The following is a 24,184-nucleotide window of genomic DNA, read 5'->3' on the forward strand; positions in this document are numbered from 1 at the left end:
GAGAAAGAGAAATGGACTACATAAAAATTCCTATGGATATAGAAAAAAGAAGCTTTGAAATAATAGGAGAAGAGATGGGTGATCATAATTTCTCAGAAAGAGAGCTTCAAATAATAAAAAGAGTTATACATACTACAGCTGACTTTCAATTAAAGGATATAACATATATCAGAGAAGGATCAATAGAGGCGGCTTTAGAGTTATTCAAAAAAGGAGTAACTATATACACAGATACCAATATGGCGGCTTCTGGGATAAGCAAAGCAACATTAGAAAAACTAAATTGTAAAGTAGAATGTTATGTTGGAAGAAAAGATATTGCTGAAATAGCTAAGAAAAGAGGAATAACTCGTTCTATGGCTGCAGTTGAAAAAGCCGTAGAAGAGGGAGTAGAATTTTTCGTTTTTGGTAATGCACCTACAGCTTTATTTAAGCTGAAAGAGCTTACTTTAGAGGGAAAGGCAAACCCTAAATTCATAATAGGAGCACCTGTGGGATTTGTAGGGGCAGCGGAATCTAAGGAGGAAATTGAAAAGTTAGACATTCCTATGATAACTATAAGAGGAAGAAAAGGCGGGAGTAATATTGCAGCTGCAATAGTAAATGCACTGCTATATATGATAACAAGGTGATATTATGCTAGATATGTATGTGAATTGTGATGGAAAAAGACTTAGATGTGGATATACTACTGGTTCTTGTGCGGCTGCGGCAGCTAAGGCGGCAACTAGAATGCTTTATTATGGAGAAGATTTAAAAGAGATAAAAATAGATACTCCAAAGGGAATAGTACTAAACCTTCCTATAGAAAAGATAAATAAGGGTGATAACTTTGTTGAGTGTTGTGTAATAAAGGATGGCGGAGATGATCCTGATGCAACACATGGACTAGAGATATGGGCAAGAGCTGAAAAGAAAAGTGAAGGATATAGCTTGAAAGGCGGCACGGGAGTGGGTGTAGTTTGTAGTGAGGGACTTTATGTAAAAAAGGGTGAGCCTGCTATAAATCCTGTTCCTCGTAAGATGATAGAGAAGGAAGTTAAAGAAGTTCTTCCTAAGAGCAAAGGTATAGAGATAACTATATTCGTGCCTAAAGGAGAAGAAGTTGCAAAAAAAACTTTCAACCCAAGACTTAATATACTAGGTGGAATATCTATTCTTGGTACTACAGGAATAGTAATGCCAATGTCAGAAGAAGCTCTTATGCAGTCAGTTGAACTTGAGATGAATCAGAAGATAGCTCAAGGCCAGAAGGATCTTATACTTATCTTTGGTCATATGGGAGAAAGTTTTGGAGAGAAAATAGGACTAGATACTAATAAAATGGTTGTGATGTCCAATTATGTTGGTTTTGCACTAAACTGTTGTATGGGTAGGGATATCAAAAAAATACTTATGGTAGGCCACATAGGAAAGCTCTGCAAGATCGCTTCAGGATGTTTTAATACTCACAGCAGAGTTTGTGATGTTAGATTAGAAACCTTAGCACTAGAGCTTGCTTTAATGGGGGCAGATAAAGAACTTGTTCAGAAGGTTTACAGCGAAGAGACTACAGAAGGAGCAGTAAGACTTCTTGGATATGGATACGAAGAGTTATACAAGAATATAGGTTTAAAAGTGAAGAAGAGAATAGAGCAGTATACTTACGACACTATCGAAGCTGATGTCATTATGTATTCAATGGATAAAGGAATATTATATAGCAGTGTAGAATAGATAAGTATTCAAGCAACTTAAGTAAATCGGTTATTTATTACAAGAAACTTGTTTAATAGGAGTTAAGAAATGAGCAATAAGGTATACGTTGTAGGGATAGGGCCTGGACATAAAGATTATATATTACCCAAAGCAGTTGATATCTTACAAAAATCTGATTTGATTATTGGATTTGATAGGGCTATCGAGAGTTTAAACTTTACTAATGGGAACAAAGTTATTGTTAAAAAGCTTTCAGAAATAATAAGTATTATAAATTCAGAGGAATATGAAAATGTATCGATTGCAGCTTCAGGAGACCCTCTTTTTTATGGTATAACAGATTATCTTAAAAAGAATTATCTTAGAAATATAGAAGTAATCCCCGGACTGAGTTCTTTCCAATATATGATGGGGAAGATAGGAAAAAGCTGGCAAGGAGCTTTTCTTGGAAGTCTTCATGGAAGAGAGGGAGATTTTCATCAAATAGTAAAGGAAAACCTTCTTTCAATATGGCTTACAGACAGTAAACATTCTCCATCTCAACTATGTGGGGTTTTGGAAGAAAATAAGATTAATGCTAGAATTTATGTTGGAGAAAATCTATCTTATGAAGACGAAAAGATCACCGAGGGAACTGTAAGTGAAGTAAAAAACCTTGAATTTAGCAATTTGTGTGTTTTAGCAGTAGAAAACTTAGATATAAGTTAGGAGAACGGTCAAATGATTTATATAAAAGACGAAGAATTTGTACGTGGAAATTGCCCTATGACTAAAGAAGAAGTTAGGATTTTAAGCACGGCAAAATTAGAATTAAAAGAGAACTATAGAGTGCTTGATATAGGGGCTGGTACAGGATCTGTAAGTATACAAATATCTAAAATTTGTACAAATGGTGATGTAATAGCTATAGAAAAAGACGAAGAAGCACTTGAAATTATAAAGATTAATAGAGAAAAGTTTAATGCCACCAACTTAACAATAGTTGAAGGAGAAGCGCTTAGTGTAGAAGAAGATATGGACGCAATATTCGATGCTATATTTATTGGTGGAAGTGGAGGAAATATAGAAGAAATTATAAGAAGATATGATCAAAAGCTAAGGTCAGGTCACAATATGGTTTTAAATTTCATTACTATAGATAATCTTTATAAAGCTATGAATACGTTAAAAGAGTTAAATTATGAAGTTGAATGTATGCAGATTTCTATAAGCAAAACTCGAGGAAAGAGCTATATGATGACTGCTAGTAATAGCATATTTATTCTAACAGGAAGAAAGGCTTGATGTTCACCTCCATCGGTAGTTACTTATTAATATCTTCTGTATTGTTAACTATTAGATATTAATAAGCAACTACCTATGATAAGTTAATTATTGAGTCTGGTTATTAAAAATAGTGAAAAGTATGGAGGATAATATTCATGGAAAAGGATAATAAAGTATTAGGAACCCTATACGGCATAGGTGTTGGGCCAGGCGATGAAGAATTGTTAACTCTTAAAGCTGTAAATGTTTTAAAGAAGTGCCAAGTAGTAGTAGCACCTTCTGCTAAGGACGGTGGAAATAGCATAGCTCTGGATACTGCTAAAAATTTCATAAGCGAAGATAAGGAAGTTTTGATAAAACATTTTCCAATGGGTGGAGAAGAGCAAGAAGGTAAGATATATGAAGCTTTTAAAAGTATAGAGGAAAAATTGAAGGAAGGAAAAGATGTTGCTTTCTTAACTATAGGAGACCCTTTTGTATATAGTACATATATATATCTTTTAAGGTACATAAAGGAGCGAGGATATAATACAGAAACGGTTCCTGGAATTACCTCCTTTTGTGCCGCTGCAAGTATAGCAGGTGAGACAATTGTAATAGGTGATGAAAGAGTTTTAATTCTTCCTGCAACTCAAGTAGATAAAATAACGGATGAAAAGTTCGTAGTAATAATGAAGGTTTATAAGCTGGAGGAAAAGGTCTTAAATGTTCTTGAAGAGAAAGGCTTTAGATACACTTTTGTAAAGAGAGCTTATAGAGAAGGCCAAGAGGTTCTTAGGGATAGAGAAGAAATATTAAATAGCAGGGATTATATGTCACTTGTGATAGCACAGAGGGATTAGTAGATATAATTCTAGATTTAATTGATTAAAAAGGAGATATTTACGATGGAGAATACATTATATTTTATCGGAGCAGGTCCAGGGGACCCAGATTTAATAACTGTTAAGGGTAGAAAAATACTGTCAGAAGCTGATGTAATAATTTATGCTGGTTCTTTAGTTAGTAAGGAGCATTTTGAGTATTGTAAGGAAGGAGTAGAGATTCATAATTCTGCCTCTATGACTTTAAATGAAGTTATTGATGTAATAAATAACTCTTATAAAGAAAATAAAAAGATTGTAAGATTACATACTGGTGACCCTGCAATATATGGAGCTATAAAAGAGCAGATGGATGAGTTAGAAAAACTAAATATACCTTATAAGGTTATACCAGGAGTAAGCTCATTTACAGCGGCTGCATCAGCTATAAGTAAGGAATTCACACTTCCAAATGTAAGTCAGACAGTTATACTTACAAGAGTTGAAGGAAGGACCCCAGTACCAGAGAAAGAGGATTTAGAAAAATTAGCAGGCATAGGTGCATCAATGGCTCTTTTCTTATCAGTAAATATGATAGATAAAGTTGTAGAAAGATTAAGAAAAGGATACGGAAGAAATGTTCCTGTGGCGGTTATTCAAAGAGCTACTTGGGAAGATCAAAAGTGTGTTATAGGAACTTTAGATGATATTGCAGAAAAAGTTAAAGCAGAAAATATAACCAAAACAGCTCAAATACTTGTAGGAGATTTTATAAACTGTGAGTATGATAAGAGTCTTTTATATGATGAAAGCTTTACTCATATGTTTAGAACTGCTAAAGATGAAAATAGCAGTAATTAATGTAACAAAATCAGGAGAAATCATTGCAGAAAAGCTAAAAGATACCTTAGATATAAACTTATTCTCTAAAGATGCTGTAAAAGAATTTGGTATTAAAGAAGTTACTAAAACAGCTATGAAAGAACATAAAGCGGTGATATTTATTAGCTCAACAGGAATAGCTGTACGAGCAATTGCGGAGTATATTAAAGGAAAAGACGAAGACCCAGCAGTGCTAGTAATAGATAGCTGTGGTAAGTTCGTGATTAGCCTTTTAAGTGGACATTTAGGAGGGGCCAACGAACTTACATTAAAAGTGTCTGAAATACTTAATAATATTCCTGTAATTACAACCGCAACAGATAACTTAGGGGTTGTTGCTCCTGACATGATTGCTAAAGATAATGGGTTAGTAATAGATAATCTTAAAAGTGCCAAGGAAATTGCTGCTTTATTAGTGGAAAAGAAAGATGTAGGCTTTGTAGATTTAAAAGATAAAATATCTATACCAATAGGCTATACTGATGGACTGAAAAATGTAGGAGGACTTGTTTATGTCACTCATAATTTACAGGATCATATTCTAGAGAAATTACCAAATGAAATTAAAAATAATCAATGTAAACTATATAGAGATAATCTAATGAATGAATATAAGAGAATACCAGTTCTAAAACTTGTAAGAAGAGATATAGTACTCGGAATTGGATGTAGAAAAGACTTCAATCCAGAGGAAATGAAACATAATATAAAAAATCTTTTAAAAGAAAAGAATCTGGATGAACGATCTGTTAGAACTATAGCAACCGTTGAAGTTAAAATGAATGAGCAAGCAATACTAAAATTAGTAGAATACTTTAGATGTGAACTGAAAATATATTCAATAGATGAAATAAGGAAAGTACATAACAGGTATGAAGGTAGTGACTTTGTTGAAAAGACAATAGGTGTACGAGCTGTATCGGAGCCATGTGTAGAACTAACAGGGGCTAGGTTGATTACCGATAAGATTAAAATCAATGGAATGACAATATGTTTAGGAGAGCTTTATTAGTTGTTAGTGATAAACAATAGTAAAGTAGATGACTAATTTTCGAACTATACAGAAAAGGATGTGTTAAAATGGGAAAACTATACGTGGTAGGTATCGGTCCAGGAGGACTTGATCATATGACTTTAAAGTCAGTAAAAGCAATTGAAGAAAGTGAAGTTATTGTAGGATATACAAAATACATTGAAATGATAAAACCATTAATAAAGGATAAGATTGTAGTCTCTACTGGAATGCGTGGAGAAGTAGAGAGATGTAAGGAAGCTTTAGAGTTATCTAAAGATAAAATAGTTTCAATAGTAAGTACAGGAGATGCTGGGATTTATGGTATGGCAGGACTTATTTTGGAGATGAGAGTAGATGAAGTTGTCGAAGTAATCCCTGGAGTAACAGCATCCTCAGCAGCAGCATCAAGGGTTGGAGCGCCACTTATGCATGATAATTGCAACATAAGTTTAAGCGATCTTATGACGCCTTATGATTTAATAAAAAAGAGGGTTGAACTTGCTTCAGAGGGAGATTTTATTATTTCGCTATACAACCCTAAAAGTCACGGCAGACCTCTTTATTTAGGAGAATGTATTGGCATAATTAAAAAGTATAGAAAAGGAAATACACCAATAGCAGTAGTTAAAAATGCTTTAAGAGAAGGAGAAGAAATAACATTATTCACTTTGGATACCTTTGATGATAGCATAGTTGATATGTTTTCTATAGTAATTATAGGAAATAGTAAGAGTTTTACTAAAGATGGTCAGTTTATAACTCCTAGAGGATATCAAGTATAGCATAATTATTAATCGTCTGTTAATAATTTAGGTTTTAGAGTTGCAAATTCAAACAAAAACAAGAGGTGATACGAATGAGTAAAAAAGGTATATTAGTAGTAAGTTTTGGAACAAGTGTTATGGAAACATTTAGAACATGTATTGAAAGTACAGAGAATAGAATTAAGGAATGCTTTGATGGATATGATGTAAGAAGAGCCTTTACTTCATACATGATAATCAAAAAGTTAAAGGAAGAAAGCAATATTTTCATAGATAAAACAGAAGAAGCATTGGAAAAAATGAAAGCAGATGGATTCACAGAAGTTTACGTTCAACCTCTTCATATAATGCCAGGAGATGAATATGACAAGATAATTAACGCTGTTAACTTATATAAGAATTTTTTTGATAAATTAGTTTTAGGAAGACCTATACTATATAGGGAAAAGGATTACTTAATAGCAGCAGAAGCATTAAAAACTCAGCTACCAGAACTTGTTGAAAACTCTGGTGTAGTGCTTATGGGGCATGGCTCAACACATCCGGCTAATGCAAGCTATACATTACTTCAGTCTATAATACATGATAATGTATCAGATAAGATTTATGTAGGAACTGTAGAAGGATATCCTATGCTGGAGCATATTATTCCTAAGCTTAAAAAGGATAATATAAAAGAAGTAACATTAATGCCGTTTATGCTAGTAGCTGGAGACCATGCTATAAACGATATGGCAAGCGATGAAGAAGATTCTTGGAAAAGTATATTAGAGAAAGAAGAGTTTAAGGTCAATGTATTTCTTCATGGTTTGGGCGAAAATGGAGCATATCAGCAGATATATGTTCAGCATATAAAAGATTGTATAGAGGGTAATCCTCTAATGATAGGGTAAAATTATCTATAGATAGGAGTTTATCAATGATAGGATTAATTCTTGGAACTTCAGAAGGAAGAAAAATATTATCATTTTTAAATAATTATACAGAGGATATATTCGTATCTACTGCTACCGAGTATGGTGGTGAAATTCTAAAAGGTTATAAATATGCTTACCTGAATACAAGACCTTTACCATTAGAAGAGTTGATTAATACTCTTAGAGAAAAAGGCGTGAATCAATTAGTTGATGCAACACATCCTTATGCCTTAGAGGTTACTAAGAATGCTATTAAAGCATGTGAAGCTTTAAATATTGAATATATAAGATATGAAAGACCCTCTTCAATTCAAAAATTTAGTAATGAAAAGTATATTATAGAAGTTAATGATTATGATGAGCTTTATTATGAACTGAAAAATATAGATGGAACCATACTTAATACTACAGGAAGCAGAAATTTAGACAAGATGCTGTCAATGAACCTACAAAATAGAATAATTCATAGAGTACTACCTTCTATGAAAGTTATTCAAGAGTGCTTTGATAAAGGAGTAAGGCTTGATGACTTAATTGCAATAAAAGGTCCTATAGGGTATGAACTTAATTGTGCCTTTATTAACGAATATAATGCTAAGGCTATGATTCTTAAAGATAGCGGTATTGAAGGTGGTACAGAAGAAAAGCTTAGGGCTTGCATAGATACTAAAATATTTGCATTTGTTATAGGTAGGAAAGAGCTTGAATACAGGAATGTTTTTCATGATGTAGAAGGATTAGTTAAATACTTAATGAGGTTAAGAGGATAGTCATCGGAAAAATAAAGTGTAAAGGGTGTAGCTTATGGAGTTTACAGTAAATTACCCGGGGAGCTTTGGAGAGGTGTTGCAGGGAAGAATAAATAGTAAAGATTTATTGCTCTCTTGTCCTGTAGACATCTATACAAATGTTAGGGTTTTTGAATGTAATAATGCTGATAAAAAATTTAGTAATAAAAAGTCAGCTGATTTCCTTTATAATATTTTAAAACTTTGGGGATACGAGAGTTATTATAAAAATATAGATATAGAGATAAATTCTCAAATACCATATGGTAAGGGATTGGCAAGTAGCACAGCAGATTTATGCGGATTATATTATTGTCTGCTTAAAATGTTTCATAGAGAGGTTAACGAACAAGAGCTTATAGAACAGTGCATAAGAATAGAGCCAACAGATAGCATTATATTTAATGAAATGACTATATTCGATTATAAAAAAGGTATGGTTAAGGAATCTATAGGTGATTATTTTAAGTATAATATTCTAGCTTTTGAAGGTAGCAAAATAGTAGATACTGTAGAATTTAATAATAAAAACTTACCATCGTTAAGTGACGTAGATGATTTAGTGTCCACATTAAAAGAAGCTGCAAAGGAAAAGAACTTGGAAAAGCTTGCATATGTAGCTACAGAAAGTATACTAAGAAATCAGAAAAGGCTTCCTTATGATTTCTTGGAAGAAGTGATGAATATAAAGAGTAGAACTTCTGGTTTAGGCATAATAGGTGCTCATAGCGGTAGTGTTTTGGGTATCTTATATGAGGATCTTCAAGCTCTTAAATTTGCTGAAAGACTAGCTAATGGATTAGGCATTTGCAGGGTATATCCAGTAAAGACTTTAGAGAAGATAGATATATGATAGATAACTGATCAGAATTCTAAATATATATGAAAGAAGGAGATATCATGGATAATAAAGGATACATTCAAATTTATACAGGAAATGGAAAAGGAAAAACTACTGCGGCTTTAGGTTTATCACTTAGAGCAGTATGTGCTGGCAAGAAGGTTTTCTTTGGACAGTTTGTAAAGGGAATGAAGTACAGTGAGCTAAATGCAGTAAATTATTTACCAAACTTCACATTAGAACAGTTTGGAAGAAATACTTTTATATTTGGTAATCCAACGAAAGCAGATATAGAGGTAGCTAAAGAAGGATTAAAGAAAGCAGAAGAGGCTTTAACTTCAGGGCAATATGATGTTGTAGTCCTAGATGAAATAAATATAGCTATCTTCTATGAGCTTTTCAAAGTAGAGGAAGTTATAGAAATGTTAGACAAGAAAACTGAAAATGTGGAAGTAATTCTTACAGGAAGATATGCAAATGATAAGTTAATAGAGAAGGCTGATTTGGTTACAGAGATGAGAGAAATAAAACACTATTACACACAAGGCGTTCCGGCAAGAAAAGGTATAGAGGATTAATCCATAACCCCGTATTTATAGTACGGGGTTATATTATTTTATAATATAAGCTAAATAAAGGTTAACTATTTCAATAAATTAATTAAAGTTGAAAAGTTAACCTTTTTAACTTTAATTTTGAGAAGATGAAATCTTTTATTGGATTCTGCTTATTGCAATATAAATATATCAACATCTAGATTACTAAACCTCTAGGTAATTATAATTTCTATCATAAAGTAATAGTCATATTAAAAATCTATTAAGATTAAGTAACACTATAAATACCCTGTCATATTATATAGTAACGGAAGATTAATTAAAGTTTAAATGAGAATACCTCTGACTAAATTGACAAAAGAACTTACTATCACTTAAATAAATTACAAAACAATTTTTGAAGCAAAAGATCTCAAAGTATCAATATTTATAAAAAGATGTTGATATTAATGGTGATTAGTATGAAATAAGATGAGGAAAACAAATGAAGGATTTACTAGTAAAGCTAACAAGAGCTACTGTAGATATTTGCTTTAAATCAGGAGAAAAAATAGACAATGTGGTCATAGAACGTATAGTTGGAAACACAATAATCGCTAATTTTGATAGAAAAGTAACATTTGTTGATGTAGGACACATTGCCTATGTAACAGCAGAAAAAGGGATTATGGAAATTATGAAAACTGTGGTTGACAACAGAAAAGATACGGAAGAAGAAAGTAAAGAGAGTAAAAAAGAAAATTAATAATTTATATTATAGGAGGAAAAAAATGAAAGATTTGTTGGAAAAGATAACCAGAAGTACTGTGACAATTACTTTTAAATCAGGAGAAAAATTGGAGAATGTTATTATAGAAGCTGTACTTGGAAATACAGTTGTAGCTAATCATGAAGGAAAACTAACACTTATTGAAATACCACACATTGGCTATATTTCAATAGGAACAGGTATAATGGAAGTTATGGAAACTATATTAAAGAGCCAAAACCAAAATCAAAATGGTGAGCAAAAACAAGAAAATAAAGATAGTAAAAAATAATTAAATTAAAGGAGGAAAGCAAATGAAAGACTTACTGGCAAAGTTGACAAGAAGTAATGTAAGCATTTGCTTTAAATCAGGAGAAAAAATAAAAAATGTAGTTATAGAAGCTGTAATGGATAAGTCTATTATTTCCAATGTTAATGGAGAAATTACTATAATTGAAATACCACATATTGCCTATGTTTCTGCTGAAGCAGGATTGATGGAACTAATGGAAACTATATTAAAAGAGACAAGTACACAAGAAGAAAGTAATAATAGTAACAGCAGCAATAGTAACAGTAGTCAAGATAGTGAAGAAAGAAATAATGAAAAAGACAGTGAAAAGAATAATAAAGATGAGAAGAAAGATGATAGTAAAAATGAAAGAAATGATGACAGAAAAGAATACAGAAATAATGACAGGAGAAATGAAAGCAGATACGATAAAAAAGAAGACAAACGCTCATTTGGATATTAGTAGAAAAGTAATTTGATAGACTTAATTTTATCTCCAGAGCAGATAGTAAGGGGCTAGGCAAATAAATATAAGGTGTTTGTGTATTAGTCTATTTTTAGTTAAATTATATATACGATTTCAATATATATTAAGGTGATAAATCTAGAGTGTTATATTTTAGGAAAAATTCCTTTGTTTAGAATATGTGCAAAGGAATTTTTTCTTTTCATATATTAGAAAAGAAGTTATTAAAATTTCAGATAACTAGAGTTTTATTATATTAATTAATGTTTAAATTTTCTACCATATGAAGAATGAGAATTCATCAGTAATTTAGATGATAAAAGGAGAAATAGTGGTATTCCTTTATGATTACAACTAAATGGACTCATAATTGGACTGATATATGGATTAATCCATGTGTCAGTCCTTTGACTTGGATGAAAAGCTGTAATAAAATTTAATTAATGATTTAAACGAGCAAAATTGAAAACAAGCTCTTGTTTAAAATGATAGGCTGAAATTTAGGTATGTTTTAATAATATAAGGAGGCATAGCAGTAAATGTTTAGTAAGAAAGAAAATTTGTTAAGGGTCCTAATGATAATAATAGGCAGTTTAATTTATTCAGTTGGAGTTAACACCTTTATCATACCTCATAAGTTTTTAAGTGGAGGGGTTGCTGGAATAGCAATAATACTTCAATACATTATGGGTATATCTTCAGGTTATTTTGTAATACTTATCAATATTCCAATCTTTTTGATTGGTATAAAAGCTGTTGATAAGGAGTTTGGTATTTTTAGTTTTATAGGTATGATTGCTATGTCACTTTCTCTAATATTAACAAGGCAGTTGCAAAACTTTTATTATATGCCAGACCCATTACTTTCGTCTTTATGTGGTGGAATTATAATGGGACTTGGATGTGGAATAATATTTAAGAATAGAGCATCGCAAGGCGGTACAGATATTATAGCCGTAGTAGTTAAGAAAAAGTATGGGATATCAATAGGAAATATAGGATTCATGATAAATGCTGTGATTGTCGCTATCGGTATGTTTATTGGGAACTTAGAAACTGCGGTTTATACTTTAATAGCGATGTATTTGAGCTCAGCAGTGCTCGACAGAGCTATTCAAGGTTTTGATAAGGAAAAAGTGGTTCTCATTGTCACTGGAGAGTGTGATGGAGTTAAGCAAGCCATTTTACAGAAGTTAGGTAGAGGAGTAACTTACCTTTATGGAGAAGGTGCTTATACTGGTGATAAAAAGAAGATTATATACTGTATTTTAACTTCAAGAGAACTTGAACAAGCAAAAAACCTAATTGAAAATATAGATTCATCTGCTGTAGTATCTATAATGGATACAGCTGAAGTTCGTGGAAAAGGCTTCAAAGCAGCTGCTTTTTAGATGACTTAATTATGAAATTCTTCCATCTACTAAATAAACCTAATAGATGCTTTTATATAGTTAAAGCTAGTCCGATGACTAATTAAAATAAAGACCTCCTTTAGTAACAGGTACTAAAGGAGGTCTTTATTTTAATTTATTTTAGTTATATATCAGGACTATAATAAAATTATCATTTAAAGAATAAGTAAAAGGTAATTTTCTAACTATAATTAATAGTGCATTATTAGTGAATTATTTACAAAGTGTATATTTTATGACCAAAATTGTCAAAAAATGTTGACAATATATGATTGATTTTGTAAAATTTTAGATGTAAGCAAGTGATAACTAACATAGGAGTTTATTATGAGAAGAGATTATTTAAGCAGAAAAGAAAGTATCATTTTAACCACTATTGAAATAATTAATGAATTAGGTATAGAAGAATTATCAACCAGGGAAATTGCAAAAAGACAGGGAGTTACTGATGCCTCGTTATATAGACATTTCAATAGTAAACAGAGCATACTGCTAGGGGTATTAGAATATTATTCTCAATACGATACCATGATTAACAATACAATAACTAATAACAAATTAAAATCAAAAGAAAGTATAATCTTTTTTTATAAATCCTTTGCGGAATACTATGAAAACTTTCCAGCAATAACTGCTATTTCACATTTGTATACAACCTTTCTTTACGATGATGTATTAGGGCATAAAATAAGGGAGGTGTACGAAAATAGACGTAATTGCATAATTGGAATGGTGCGAGATGGACAAATAAATGGCGAAATAAGTAAAAGCTTTGCAGAGGATGAACTTGCAGATATAATTATTGGACTGTTTAGTTCTATAACCCTTAGATGGCGAATGAGTGAATATAGTTTTAAACTTAAGGATAAGGTGTTATCTAGCTTAGTTTCATTATTAAATATTTGTTAAAAACACAAAAATACAGGAGATGATTATTTTGAAAAATGTACTTATAGTTGATGATTCGTTATTTATGAGGTTATCGTTAAAAACAATGTTAGAGAGAAATGGTTATAATGTTATAGGAGAAGCTGAGAATGGCAGAATTGGTGTCGAAAAATATAAAGAACTTCATCCTGATATTGTTACAATGGATATAACTATGCCAGAAATGGATGGACTAGAGGCACTTAAGAAAATTAGAGAATTTGATGCTAATAGTAGAGTTATAATGGTATCAGCTGTTGGGCAGGAGACAAATGTACGGAACGCTATTATATATGGTGCCAAGAGTTTTATTGTTAAACCATATAAAGAAGAGCATATTTTAAAGATGCTTGAAAAACTGTAAGTATCTAAAAACAGGTTTGGAGGAGATGGGGTTGGTGAGTAATAATTCTAATAGAGAACCAATGCTGGATATGTTTATCTTTGAAACCTTCCAGTTAATAGAACAACTTGAAGTAGCAATATTAAATAGTGAAAAGATATCTGAATTTTCTAAGTCTACTATAAATGAAATCTTTAGGATTATGCATACAATCAAAGGATCATCCGCTATGATGCTATTTAATAATATTTCCGCTTTAGCACATTCAATTGAAGACTTGTTTTTTTACATCAGAGAAGAAAAAGAAATATCCGTAGGTTACTCGGAGCTCGCAGATATAGTATTAAAGTGTGTTGATTTTATCAGATGTGAAGCTGGTAAACTTGATAGTGGGCTTGAATCTGATGGAGATTCGTCTCAACTTATATCGGAAATAAGTAACTTACTTAATAATATAAAACCTTCAAAAGAAATTGAAAGGGATTTAACTGTTTCTAATTATGAGGTTAATGAGGTGGAAGAACAGCAAAAATACTATATTCCACAGGTAAAGCCACAGATAGATCCACAAAAAAATATTTACCATGCATTGATACGATTTGAGATAGGGTGTGAGATGGAAAATATAAGGGCATTTACAGTCATACACAACCTTAAGCAAATGGCAAGCTCAATAGAATACTATCCAGAAGACATAGTTGAAAATGATGACAGCGACAAGATAATTCGAGAAGAGGGATTCAACATTATATTCGAATCGAATAACAATATTAATGAGATAAGAACTTTTTTTGAAAACACGATTTTCTTAAGGGAATTGGAAGTTGAGATAATCGATGATAATGAGAAAATTGAGATGTTACGTAATAAATTAAGTTCTAAAGTACCTCAAAGCGAACAACTTGCTATAGATGCAATTGGAGTAGGCACCAGTTCAATTGATAAAGATACACCTAACAAAGATGCTATAAATATAATTGAAACAGATAAGCAGGAGGCATTTAATCACGTAAGTCAAAGTATGATTAATGTCAGTGTGGAGAAATTAGACAAACTTCTGAATCTAGTAGGTGAATTGGTAATTTCAGAAGCTATGGTAACTCAAAACCCGGAATTAAAAAATCTTCAATTAGATAACTTCTACAAGGCTGCAAGGCAATTAAACAAAATTACAAGTGAGCTTCAGGATATAGTTATGTCAATAAGAATGATACCTCTTTCTAATACATTTCAGAAGATGAATAGAATTGTAAGGGATATGACAAAGAAGCTTGGCAAACAGGTAGAACTTCAATTATTGGGGGAAGAAACGGAAGTTGATAAAAACATTATTGAACAAATATCTGATCCTTTAATGCACTTAGTAAGAAACGCCATAGACCACGGTATTGAGTCTCAAGAAGAAAGGATAGCATCAGGTAAAAGTGAAAAATCACAAATAATATTAGAAGCAAAAAATGCTGGTGGAGATGTATGGATAACCGTCAAGGATGATGGTAGAGGCCTAGACAAGTTAAAAATCTATAGTAAAGCAAAAGAACATGGTCTTGTAACTAAGTCATTAGAGGAATTGAAGGATAAAGACATCTACTCACTTATATTGCTACCTGGTTTTTCAACAAATGATTCAGTTACTGAATATTCAGGTCGTGGTGTTGGGATGGATGTGGTGGCCAAGAATATTAAAAATATTGGAGGCAGCATACTGATTGACAGTATACAAGGAAAAGGGACTACTATATCTCTTAAGATACCGTTAACTATGGCTATTATTGATGGTATTAACATATCTGTCGGCAATGCTAGATATACTGTACCTACTCCATCAATAAAGGAGTTTTTCAGAATCAAAGAAAATGAGATAATTATTAATCCTGAGAGTAATGAAATGATTATGATAAGAGGAGAATGTTATCCCATTTTAAGATTACACGAATATTTTAGGGTGCAAACGCATATAACGAAGTTGCAAGATGGGATTATAGTTATGATGGAGTCGGAGTCAGGAACTTTATGTTTATTCTGTGATTCTTTGCTAGGAGAGCAGGAAGTTGTTGTAAAACCACTGCCCAAATACATTAAAAAAGTAAAGGGAGTGGCAGGCTGTACACTGCTAGGAGATGGTAGTATTAGCCTCATACTGGATATTGCAGCATTAATCAACCCATAGTTTTGATAAGCATAAGTGGCTGCAATATGAATTATGCCACAGTGATTGGAGGGGAAAGTGTAATGGAAAAGTTGGTAGAGGAAGATTTACTAGAGCAGGAGGAGGATACCCAAAAGGGGAAGTTTCTTACTTTTTCACTTGGAAATGAGTTTTATGGAATAGAGATTAAATATGTTACAGAAATTATAGGAATCCAGCCTATAACGGAAGTTCCACAATTGCCAGAGTATGTAAAAGGAATTATTAATTTAAGAGGCAAAATTATTCCAGTAATGGATGTAAGACTTCGATTTAAAAAAGAGCAAAGAGAGTACAATGACAGAACCTGTGTAATTGTGATTGATATTAAAGATATATCTATAGGACTAATTATTGATAGTGTTTCAGAGGTGCTCTCCATACAAGAGCAAAATATAGTTCCACCACCTACAGTAAGCAAAGGTTTTCAAAACAGATATATAAAAGGGATAGGTAAAGTTGGGAGTGACGTGAAACTTATTCTTGATTGTGAAAAGCTGCTTACGGAAAATGAAATTGTAGATTTAAGCAATACATTTTAGAAAAAGTGATTAGAGGGGGAATATTAAAATGAAATGGTTTTATAATATGAAAATTGCCACAAAGCTTTTAATTGGTTTTATAACTGTTGCAATAATTGCTGGTATAGTAGGCGCTATAGGAATTATAAATGTTAGCAAAATTAATAACTTAGATACAGATATGTATGAGCGACATACTGCCACAATGCCTGATTTAGCAAATATAATCGGTGACTATCAGATGGAAAGAACAATATTGAGAGATTTATTAATATTAAAAGATCCTGGTAAAAGACAGGATAACATAAATAAATTTAAAGATTTAGATAAATCTATAGATAATAGTATAGCGCACTTTGAAAATGGAGCAAAGGATGCCCAGGTACTTAAAAATCTTAATGATTTAAAAAAATCAACTGACTCATTTAGACAATTTAGAGATAAGCAAGTAACTCTTGTGTTAGCAAATCAAGAACAGCAGGTGACAGATAGCATATATAGTGATGGAGTACCAATAGCTAATAATATGCAAACGGCTATTGACAACCTAACAAAATTAAAGACGGACTTAGCAAAAGCAGCTTCAGATAGTAATACATCAGTGGCAAAGTCAACTGAAATAATAATGCTAATTATAATCGCAATAGGTGTAGCTATTGCAATTGCTCTTGGTATTTTCATATCAAGGATTATTAGTAATCCAGTTAAAAAAATGGTCGATGTGGCAGAAAAGCTTGCCTTAGGTGATTTAAATGTAAATGTAGAGTCTAATACAAAAGATGAAATTGGGGAACTTATGGCATCCTTTAGCAAGATGACTAAGGTTTTACATGACTTGGTGGCTGAACAAGGAGAATTAATAAAGGCATCTTCCGAAGGAAATTTAAGTGTTCGTGGAAATGAAAATAGGTTTGAAGGTGGCTACCGTGAAATTCTGGCAGGAATAAACAGTATATTAGATGCTGTAACAGAACCTATAAAGGAATCAGCAGCTGTTCTTGAAAAAGTAGCAAAGGGAGATCTAAAGGTTAGCGTAAAAGGAAATTATAAAGGTGATCATGCGCAGATTAAGCATGCTGTTAATGATACTGTTACTAGTCTTGCTGGTTATGTAAGTGAAATCTCTGAAGTATTGACTGAAATGGCAGGAGGTAACCTAAATGTAAGTATAACAAAGGATTATATGGGAGACTTTGTGGAGATAAAGGATTCACTAAATCAGATAATACAGGCTTTAAATGAAGTTTTAAGTGATATTAATAATGCTGCACAGCAAGTGGCTTCAGGTGCAAATCAGGTTTCAGATTCTGCCCAATCATTATCACAAGGTTCAACAGAACAGGCAAGTTCAATCGAAGAGTTAACTGCTTCTATAGAAGAAATTGCAGCTCAAACGAAACAGAATGCAGTAAATGCAAATCAAGCAAATGAATTATCATTGAGCGCAAAAGATGATGCGGTACTTGGTAATAATCAGATGAAAGAAATGTTAAATGCCATGGATGATATTAACGAATCTGCAGGAAGTATATCAAAAATAATAAAAGTAATTGATGAAATAGCATTCCAAACTAATATTCTTGCTTTAAATGCTGCAGTTGAAGCTGCAAGGGCAGGTCAGCATGGTAAAGGCTTTGCAGTGGTAGCAGAGGAAGTAAGAAATCTTGCGGCACGTTCAGCAGATGCTGCAAAAGAAACTACAGCACTTATTGAAAGTTCTATAAAAAAAGCAGAAGGTGGTACAAAAATAGCTAATGAAACTGCAAATTCTTTAAATGGAATTGTTCAGACTGCTTCGAAGGTAGCAACATTAGTTGGTGAAATTGCATCTGCTTCTAATGAACAGGCTTCTGGAATAGCACAGATTAATCAGGGGATTACTCAAGTATCACAAGTTGTACAGGCTAATTCTGCTACTTCTGAAGAAAGTGCTGCAGCTAGTGAGGAATTATCTGGACAAGCTAAAACTTTAAAACAAATGGTTGGAAGGTTCAAGTTAAAAAGAGGTAATTCAAATATTAATAAACTTGAAGAGTTAAATCCTAATGTACTCAGAATGTTAGAAAACATGGCAGAAAGAAAAAGGAATAATACAAGGGATGTTAATGAAGCTATAGCAGAAGCTGCTGTTACCAAAACTAGAATTGCATTAAGTGATGAAGAATTCGGAAAATATTAAGATAGATATTGGAATAAGGAGAGTCTTAAAAAGGCTCTCCTTGATACTAAAAATATGCAGGTGATTTAGATGATAGATATTTCAGAGAAAGAGTATGTTCAATTAGCAGACTTTATTAAAATTCACTACGGTATCAATTTAGGAAATCATAAGAAGGCACTTGTAACGGGAAGACTTCAGAGTGTTCTTGCTCAAAAGAATTTTAATAATTTTTCGGAATACTATAATTATATGATTTCTGATAAAACTGGTGATGCTATTATAAATTTGATTGACAAAATTACAACTAATCATACCTTTTTTATGAGAGAAGTCGATCATTTTTATTTCTTTAGAGATAAGGTTTTACCATATCTTGAAAGTACCGTAAAAGATAAGGATCTCCGCATCTGGAGTGCAGGGTGTTCCACTGGTGAGGAGGCATATACCCTTACAATGATTATAGATGAGTTTTTCGGTCCTGATAAAAAGTGGTGGGACTCAAAAGTACTGGCAACTGATATTTCAAGCAAGGTTTTAAACATGGCAGTTAAGGGTGAATATAGTAATGTAGAGATTGCAACACTCCCTGTAAACTGGAGATTAAATTATTTTAAAAAATTTGATAGTGAAAATAGCATTCTTGTTGATAGGATAAGAGATGAGGTTATATATAGAAGATTTAATTTAATGGATAAAGTTTTTCCATTTAAAAAGAAATTTCATGTGATATTTTGTAGAAACGTAATGATATACTTTGATAATAAAACAAAATTAGATCTAGTGAATAAATTCTATGATTCCTTGGAGTATGGAGGATATCTCTTTATTGGACATTCGGAGTCACTTAATAGTGATAGAACAAGGTTTAAATACATTATGCCATCCGTCTACAGAAAGGAATAAAAGTTATGATTACAGGCAGAAAAATTAAGGTTTTAGTTGTAGACGACAGTCTTGTCTTTAGAGAAGTTTTGTCAAGAGGGGTGTCCACAGACCCTATAATTGAGGTTGTGGCAAAAGCTGTAGACCCATTCGATGCAAGAGACAAGATTTTAAAATATGAGCCTGATGTTATGCTATGTGATGTTGAAATGCCTAAGATGAACGGCATAGAGTTTATAAGAAGGTTATTACCGCAATATTCTCTACCGGTGGTTGTTGTAAGCACTGTAAGTGAAGCTGTATTTGATGCGATTAATGCAGGAGCTGTTGACTTTGTTGCAAAACCTGATGTACAGTCGGTAAAAAGCGTAGAGACATTTATAGATGAACTAATTCTTAAAATTAAAATTGTATCAATGGCTAATATGTCTCTTAAAAGACATGTTGGTGAAGTTCAAAGAATCGTGGGTGAAAAAAGTGATGCAATTGACAATAAGATAATCGCAATTGGGTCATCTACTGGAGGAACAGAGGCTATTTACAAGATATTGAAGTCATTTTCTGAAAATATACCAGGTATTGTAATAGTACAGCATATACCCCCTATATTCTCTCGTATGTTTGCAGAAAGACTCAATAATACTACCTCCCTTAAGGTAAAAGAAGCTCAAACAGGAGATATAGTTACTCCAGGACATGTTCTAATAGCACCTGGAGATCAACATATGAAGCTTAGAAAAATAGGGGGTATGTATCGAATTGAATGTTTTCATGGAGATAAAGTAAATGGGCACTGCCCTTCTGTTGATATGCTTTTTGAATCTGTTGCAAAGGAAGTTGGTAGTAATGCTATAGGTGTCATTTTGACAGGAATGGGATATGATGGTGCTAAAGGATTACTTTCTATGAGGAAAAAGGGTGCAAGAACAATTGGGCAGGATGAAAAATCTTCCGTCGTTTATGGTATGCCGAGAATGGCGTTTAGTATTGGTGCAGTTGAAAAACAGACATCTCTTGAAAGAATACCCCAATTAATATATTCGATGTTAAAGATAAGATGAATTTATAAATAGAAATTAAGAAGTTAAAAAAATTAATACAAATATTTGATTTAATAAGGAGGTTAGTGCATAAATGAGAAAGGTCCTAAGGGTATTATTTGTAGGTAGCCTAGATTTAACTATTAAATTAGTAACTGAATATCTTGAAAGTCTTGATTATGAACTAGCAACCGACTGGATTACAAATGAGACAGAAATGAGAAGAAAGCTTGAAGAAAGTGAATGGGATATTATAATATCAAATTATTGCTGCTATGGGTTCACGTCGTTAGCTGCGTTACAAGTTATGAATGAATACAAACTTAATCTTCCTTTTATAGTAGTGACAGATAAAGAGTTTGATGACTCAGCTGTGGAATTAATGCAAAATGGGTGTCATGATTATATTGAAATAGATAATATCGGAAAGCTAGAATTTGTTATTAAACGTGAACTTAAGGAAACAAAGATTAGATTAGAAAATAAACTAGTAAGACAGAGATTAGTGGAAGAAAATAATCAGATTGCAGTTACACTTTCAAGTATAGGAGATGGTGTAATTTCTTTAGATTTGGAAGGTAGAATCATCATCTTTAACACAGCAGCTGAAAAACTTACAGGATACACAAGTAAGGAGGTTATAGGAAAACACTTGGATAGCATATTTGTCCTCATGGGTAAGAATGGACAAATATTAGAAAGCCCATTTAATATGACATTAGACTTAGACACTTCTATTGGATTAAAAGATTACACTAGGATGATTTGTAAGGACGGTTTAAAAAAATATGTATCTGCAAGTAGTGCTCCCATTAAAAATAATAATGTTACTATTGGAGTTGTCATAGTATTTCGTGATATTACGAGAATTCGTCAACTTCAGGAAGACATAAAGAAATCTGCAAGTTTTTATACAACGCTATTTGAAAACTTTCCTACGTTTATATGGATGTTAAACGTTGATGGTAAGCTTGGTTATTTTAACAAGACATTCTTGAAATACACAGGTATTGTGTCGGTTGAGGAGATTCAGAATGTCTTTTGGAATATAATTCATCCAGAGGACAGAGACTATTGCTGGGTGACTTATTTAAAAAAATCCAATGATAGAGATCCGTTTGAATTACAATGTCGAATTAGAAGGTATAATGGAACATATCATTGGATTTTGATGAAGAGTAATCCTTACTATAATGAAGATGGTGTATTTGAAGGCTATATAGGAACAGGCTATGATGTAAATGATAAAAAAAAGGCTGAAGAAGCACTAATACTTAGCGAAGGAAAGTATAGAAATCTCTTTAATAATGCAAATGACGCAATATTTGTTTACCAGTTACTGGACGGTCATAAAGCTAATAGTGCCAAGTTTATAGAGGTAAACGATATAGCAATGGAAAGGTTTCAGTACAGTCGAGAGGAACTTTTGGGGATGTCCGTTGCTAACATTTATAATTCAAATGATATTGAGGAATTTGAAAATAATATTAAACTATTAATTGAAAAAAAGCACTTAACATTTGAAATTTCTCAGATAAGGAAGGATGGTAAGAGTATACCTGCAGAGGTTAGTGCTCATTGTTTCGTAATGGGTGGAAAAGAGGTAATATTATCTATATCAAGAGATATTACAATACGGAAAGAAGCGGAAATACGGATAGAGGAAAATGAGAAAAAATACAAATCACTATTTATGAATATGATAGATCCATTCTTATACGGCAAAATTATAGTTGACGATTATAAAAAGCCTATAGATTTTACTTTAATCAAAGTAAATAGTGCATATGAAGGCTACTCTAGAATTATGAAGGAGGCACTGATAGGGAAGAACTATTCAGAAATATGTGAAAAAGACGATGTATTATTATCCATGATTGAATTTTGTGGTAAATCAGCACTAAACGGAGAAAGTTTTAAATTTGAAAATGTATATTCCCCAAGAAAAGATAAGTGGTTTTCAATTACAATCTACAGCCCTAAGGAGGGGTATTTTGCCACTATATTAAGAGATGTAACTGAACAAAGAGAGTTTGAAGAGGAGTTAAGAAAGACTAAGCATGCAGCAGAAGTTGCAAATCAGGCTAAAAGTGAATTTCTTGCAAATATGAGTCATGAAATTCGAACTCCGCTAAACGGAATTTTAGGAATGACAAACCTAACTCTAATGACAGATTTGAATGTTGAGCAACAGGAAAACTTAAATATAGTCAAGTCATCTGCCAATTCTCTATTGAAAGTAATAAATGACATATTAGATTTTTCTAAAATAGAAGCTGGTAAAATGGAGCTATATAATAGAGAGTTTAAAATAGATGATCTCCTGGAAGAAACTGTAAAGCCTTATGCAAAACTGGCACATAAAAAAGGGCTTTCAATTTATTATAATATACTTGACGATGTTCCAAAGGTTGTGTTAGGTGATGAAGGTAAATTACAACAAATACTTAATAATTTAATCAGTAATTCGGTTAAATTCACAGAGAAAGGTAAAGTTGCTGTTCTTGTTAAGTGTAGGAAATATACTGATGAATCAGTTGAATTGGAATTTAACGTCGAGGATACTGGAATTGGTATTGATAGTGATAAGATAGGACTTCTATTCAAAAGTTTTAGTCAGGTCGATGGTTCTTATACGAGAAAGTATGGAGGAACAGGTCTAGGGCTAGCTATCAGCAAACAACTTGTGGAAATGATGGGAGGCAATATTTGGGTTGAAAGCGAGAAAGGAATAGGCAGTAGATTTTTATTTACGGTTAAGTTTAATATCAGTGATAAATTTACACAGGTGCATAATATGACATCTGAACTACAAAATGAGAATAAGACTTTACGGATATTGTTAGTTGAAGACGATGATGTGAATCAGCTTGTTATAAGTCGTATGTTGAAAAGTTTAGGATATGAATTTATTGTTGTTGGCAATGGTAAGGAAGCTGTTGACCTATATAAAAAAGAGAGATTTCATACTATACTAATGGATGTGCAGATGCCAGAAATGGATGGTATTGAAGCAACTAAATTAATACGCAAGTTTGAAGACGAATTAAATTGCCATGTGCCTATCATTATACTTTCTGCTCATGCTTTAAAAGGTGATAGAGAGAAGTTTATGGCAGTTGGTGTAGATGAATATCTTTCAAAACCTTTTGATTTGGAGAATTTGCAAGAAGCAATAGAAAAGGTTGTAGGCGACAGGATATATGAAGCAAAGATACATGAAAGTGACGACCCTAAACAGGATACCAATATATATCAATTTATAATGAATGGAGAGGAAGAGGTAGCTTTAGATGACGGGCAGTTGATAGTTAACGAATTATTCAATGATATGACACAGCTAGAGTATCTATTTAGTAACGGTAAATTGTTAAATAGTAAGGATTTTGGTGTGGTGGAACAATTAGCTCATCGTATAAAAATCTCATCTTCACAGCTTGGTCAAAAGGGAATTAAAAATACATCCTTTAAAATTGAGATGGCTACAAGAACAGTGGACATTGATAGTGTAGAAAAATTATTTAGAGAACTTCGCAAACAAATTGAAGAGTTCAAATTAAATAAAATATAAAGTTTAACGAAATTGTACAAGTAAGATAGCAGTAATAATGTAACTTAATAATGAATTTCAGAATATCGCTAGACTGAAAGATTCACTAAGTAGTAAAGGAGA

The 24,184-nt window shown here is 32.3% G+C and carries 24 protein-coding genes; all 24 read left to right on the top strand.

What is annotated here, in order from left to right; genetic code table 11:
• Positions 1–11 precede the first annotated feature (11 nt).
• The gene (locus tag AC0N0V_RS04480) at positions 12–632 is read left to right on the top strand and encodes a precorrin-8X methylmutase (protein WP_474462379.1); all 621 of its coding nucleotides are present in this window, start codon (positions 12–14) and stop codon (positions 630–632) included.
• Between the two features lie 4 nt (positions 633–636).
• The gene (gene cbiD, locus AC0N0V_RS04485; RefSeq protein ID WP_474462380.1) at positions 637–1,716 is read left to right on the top strand and encodes a cobalt-precorrin-5B (C(1))-methyltransferase CbiD; all 1,080 of its coding nucleotides are present in this window, start codon (positions 637–639) and stop codon (positions 1,714–1,716) included.
• A gap of 69 nt (positions 1,717–1,785) precedes the next feature.
• Positions 1,786–2,406: a precorrin-6y C5,15-methyltransferase (decarboxylating) subunit CbiE gene (cbiE, locus tag AC0N0V_RS04490; protein ID WP_474462382.1), complete on the top strand. Its 621-nt coding sequence runs from the start codon at positions 1,786–1,788 to the stop codon at positions 2,404–2,406.
• A gap of 12 nt (positions 2,407–2,418) precedes the next feature.
• Complete coding sequence (cbiT, locus tag AC0N0V_RS04495; protein WP_474462383.1) at positions 2,419–2,982, top strand: precorrin-6Y C5,15-methyltransferase (decarboxylating) subunit CbiT; 564 nt, start codon at positions 2,419–2,421, stop codon at positions 2,980–2,982.
• A 137-nt stretch (positions 2,983–3,119) separates the two neighbouring features.
• Positions 3,120–3,806, top strand: coding sequence for a cobalt-factor II C(20)-methyltransferase (locus tag AC0N0V_RS04500; protein ID WP_474462384.1), 687 nt, complete (start codon positions 3,120–3,122; stop codon positions 3,804–3,806).
• A gap of 45 nt (positions 3,807–3,851) precedes the next feature.
• Entirely contained in the window at positions 3,852–4,628 is a 777-nt protein-coding gene (gene cobM, locus AC0N0V_RS04505) for a precorrin-4 C(11)-methyltransferase (protein WP_474462385.1), read from the top strand.
• Positions 4,570–5,661 (top strand): cobalt-precorrin 5A hydrolase, encoded by a 1,092-nt coding sequence (gene cbiG / locus AC0N0V_RS04510; protein ID WP_474462386.1) that lies wholly within the window; start codon positions 4,570–4,572, stop codon positions 5,659–5,661. Before cobM ends, cbiG begins: the two co-directional genes overlap by 59 nt.
• 68 nt (positions 5,662–5,729) lie before the next feature.
• Positions 5,730–6,446, top strand: coding sequence for a precorrin-3B C(17)-methyltransferase (gene cobJ, locus AC0N0V_RS04515; protein WP_474462387.1), 717 nt, complete (start codon positions 5,730–5,732; stop codon positions 6,444–6,446).
• A gap of 74 nt (positions 6,447–6,520) precedes the next feature.
• Positions 6,521–7,321: a sirohydrochlorin cobaltochelatase gene (locus AC0N0V_RS04520; protein ID WP_474462388.1), complete on the top strand. Its 801-nt coding sequence runs from the start codon at positions 6,521–6,523 to the stop codon at positions 7,319–7,321.
• A gap of 26 nt (positions 7,322–7,347) precedes the next feature.
• Positions 7,348–8,115, top strand: coding sequence for a cobalt-precorrin-6A reductase (locus AC0N0V_RS04525; RefSeq protein WP_474462390.1), 768 nt, complete (start codon positions 7,348–7,350; stop codon positions 8,113–8,115).
• 34 nt (positions 8,116–8,149) lie between these two features.
• Positions 8,150–8,986 (top strand): GHMP family kinase ATP-binding protein, encoded by an 837-nt coding sequence (locus tag AC0N0V_RS04530; RefSeq protein WP_474462391.1) that lies wholly within the window; start codon positions 8,150–8,152, stop codon positions 8,984–8,986.
• A 44-nt stretch (positions 8,987–9,030) separates the two neighbouring features.
• Positions 9,031–9,552, top strand: a complete 522-nt coding sequence (gene cobO, locus AC0N0V_RS04535) for a cob(I)yrinic acid a,c-diamide adenosyltransferase (protein ID WP_474464443.1) — start codon at positions 9,031–9,033, stop codon at positions 9,550–9,552.
• 463 nt (positions 9,553–10,015) lie between these two features.
• Positions 10,016–10,276, top strand: coding sequence for a hypothetical protein (locus tag AC0N0V_RS04540; RefSeq protein WP_474462392.1), 261 nt, complete (start codon positions 10,016–10,018; stop codon positions 10,274–10,276).
• 25 nt (positions 10,277–10,301) lie between these two features.
• Positions 10,302–10,571, top strand: a complete 270-nt coding sequence (locus tag AC0N0V_RS04545) for a hypothetical protein (protein ID WP_474462393.1) — start codon at positions 10,302–10,304, stop codon at positions 10,569–10,571.
• A 22-nt stretch (positions 10,572–10,593) separates the two neighbouring features.
• The gene (locus AC0N0V_RS04550; protein WP_474462394.1) at positions 10,594–11,034 is read left to right on the top strand and encodes a hypothetical protein; all 441 of its coding nucleotides are present in this window, start codon (positions 10,594–10,596) and stop codon (positions 11,032–11,034) included.
• Between the two features lie 542 nt (positions 11,035–11,576).
• Entirely contained in the window at positions 11,577–12,428 is an 852-nt protein-coding gene (locus tag AC0N0V_RS04555) for a YitT family protein (RefSeq protein ID WP_474462395.1), read from the top strand.
• A gap of 348 nt (positions 12,429–12,776) precedes the next feature.
• Complete coding sequence (locus tag AC0N0V_RS04560; RefSeq protein WP_474462396.1) at positions 12,777–13,358, top strand: TetR/AcrR family transcriptional regulator; 582 nt, start codon at positions 12,777–12,779, stop codon at positions 13,356–13,358.
• Positions 13,359–13,386: 28 nt separating this feature from the next.
• Positions 13,387–13,740 (top strand): response regulator, encoded by a 354-nt coding sequence (locus AC0N0V_RS04565; protein ID WP_474462397.1) that lies wholly within the window; start codon positions 13,387–13,389, stop codon positions 13,738–13,740.
• 34 nt (positions 13,741–13,774) lie between these two features.
• Entirely contained in the window at positions 13,775–15,889 is a 2,115-nt protein-coding gene (locus AC0N0V_RS04570; RefSeq protein WP_474464444.1) for a chemotaxis protein CheW, read from the top strand.
• Between the two features lie 62 nt (positions 15,890–15,951).
• Positions 15,952–16,449 (top strand): chemotaxis protein CheW, encoded by a 498-nt coding sequence (locus tag AC0N0V_RS04575; RefSeq protein ID WP_474462399.1) that lies wholly within the window; start codon positions 15,952–15,954, stop codon positions 16,447–16,449.
• A 28-nt stretch (positions 16,450–16,477) separates the two neighbouring features.
• A complete protein-coding gene (locus AC0N0V_RS04580) occupies positions 16,478–18,607 on the top strand; it encodes a HAMP domain-containing methyl-accepting chemotaxis protein (protein WP_474462400.1) in 2,130 nt (709 codons plus the stop codon).
• Between the two features lie 69 nt (positions 18,608–18,676).
• Positions 18,677–19,492, top strand: coding sequence for a CheR family methyltransferase (locus AC0N0V_RS04585; protein WP_474462401.1), 816 nt, complete (start codon positions 18,677–18,679; stop codon positions 19,490–19,492).
• 5 nt (positions 19,493–19,497) lie between these two features.
• Positions 19,498–20,532, top strand: a complete 1,035-nt coding sequence (locus AC0N0V_RS04590) for a protein-glutamate methylesterase/protein-glutamine glutaminase (protein ID WP_474462402.1) — start codon at positions 19,498–19,500, stop codon at positions 20,530–20,532.
• 73 nt (positions 20,533–20,605) lie between these two features.
• The gene (locus tag AC0N0V_RS04595; RefSeq protein WP_474462403.1) at positions 20,606–24,082 is read left to right on the top strand and encodes a PAS domain S-box protein; all 3,477 of its coding nucleotides are present in this window, start codon (positions 20,606–20,608) and stop codon (positions 24,080–24,082) included.
• The last annotated feature ends 102 nt before the right edge of the window (positions 24,083–24,184 follow it).

The organism is Clostridium sp. CS1-1, assembly GCF_056135525.1.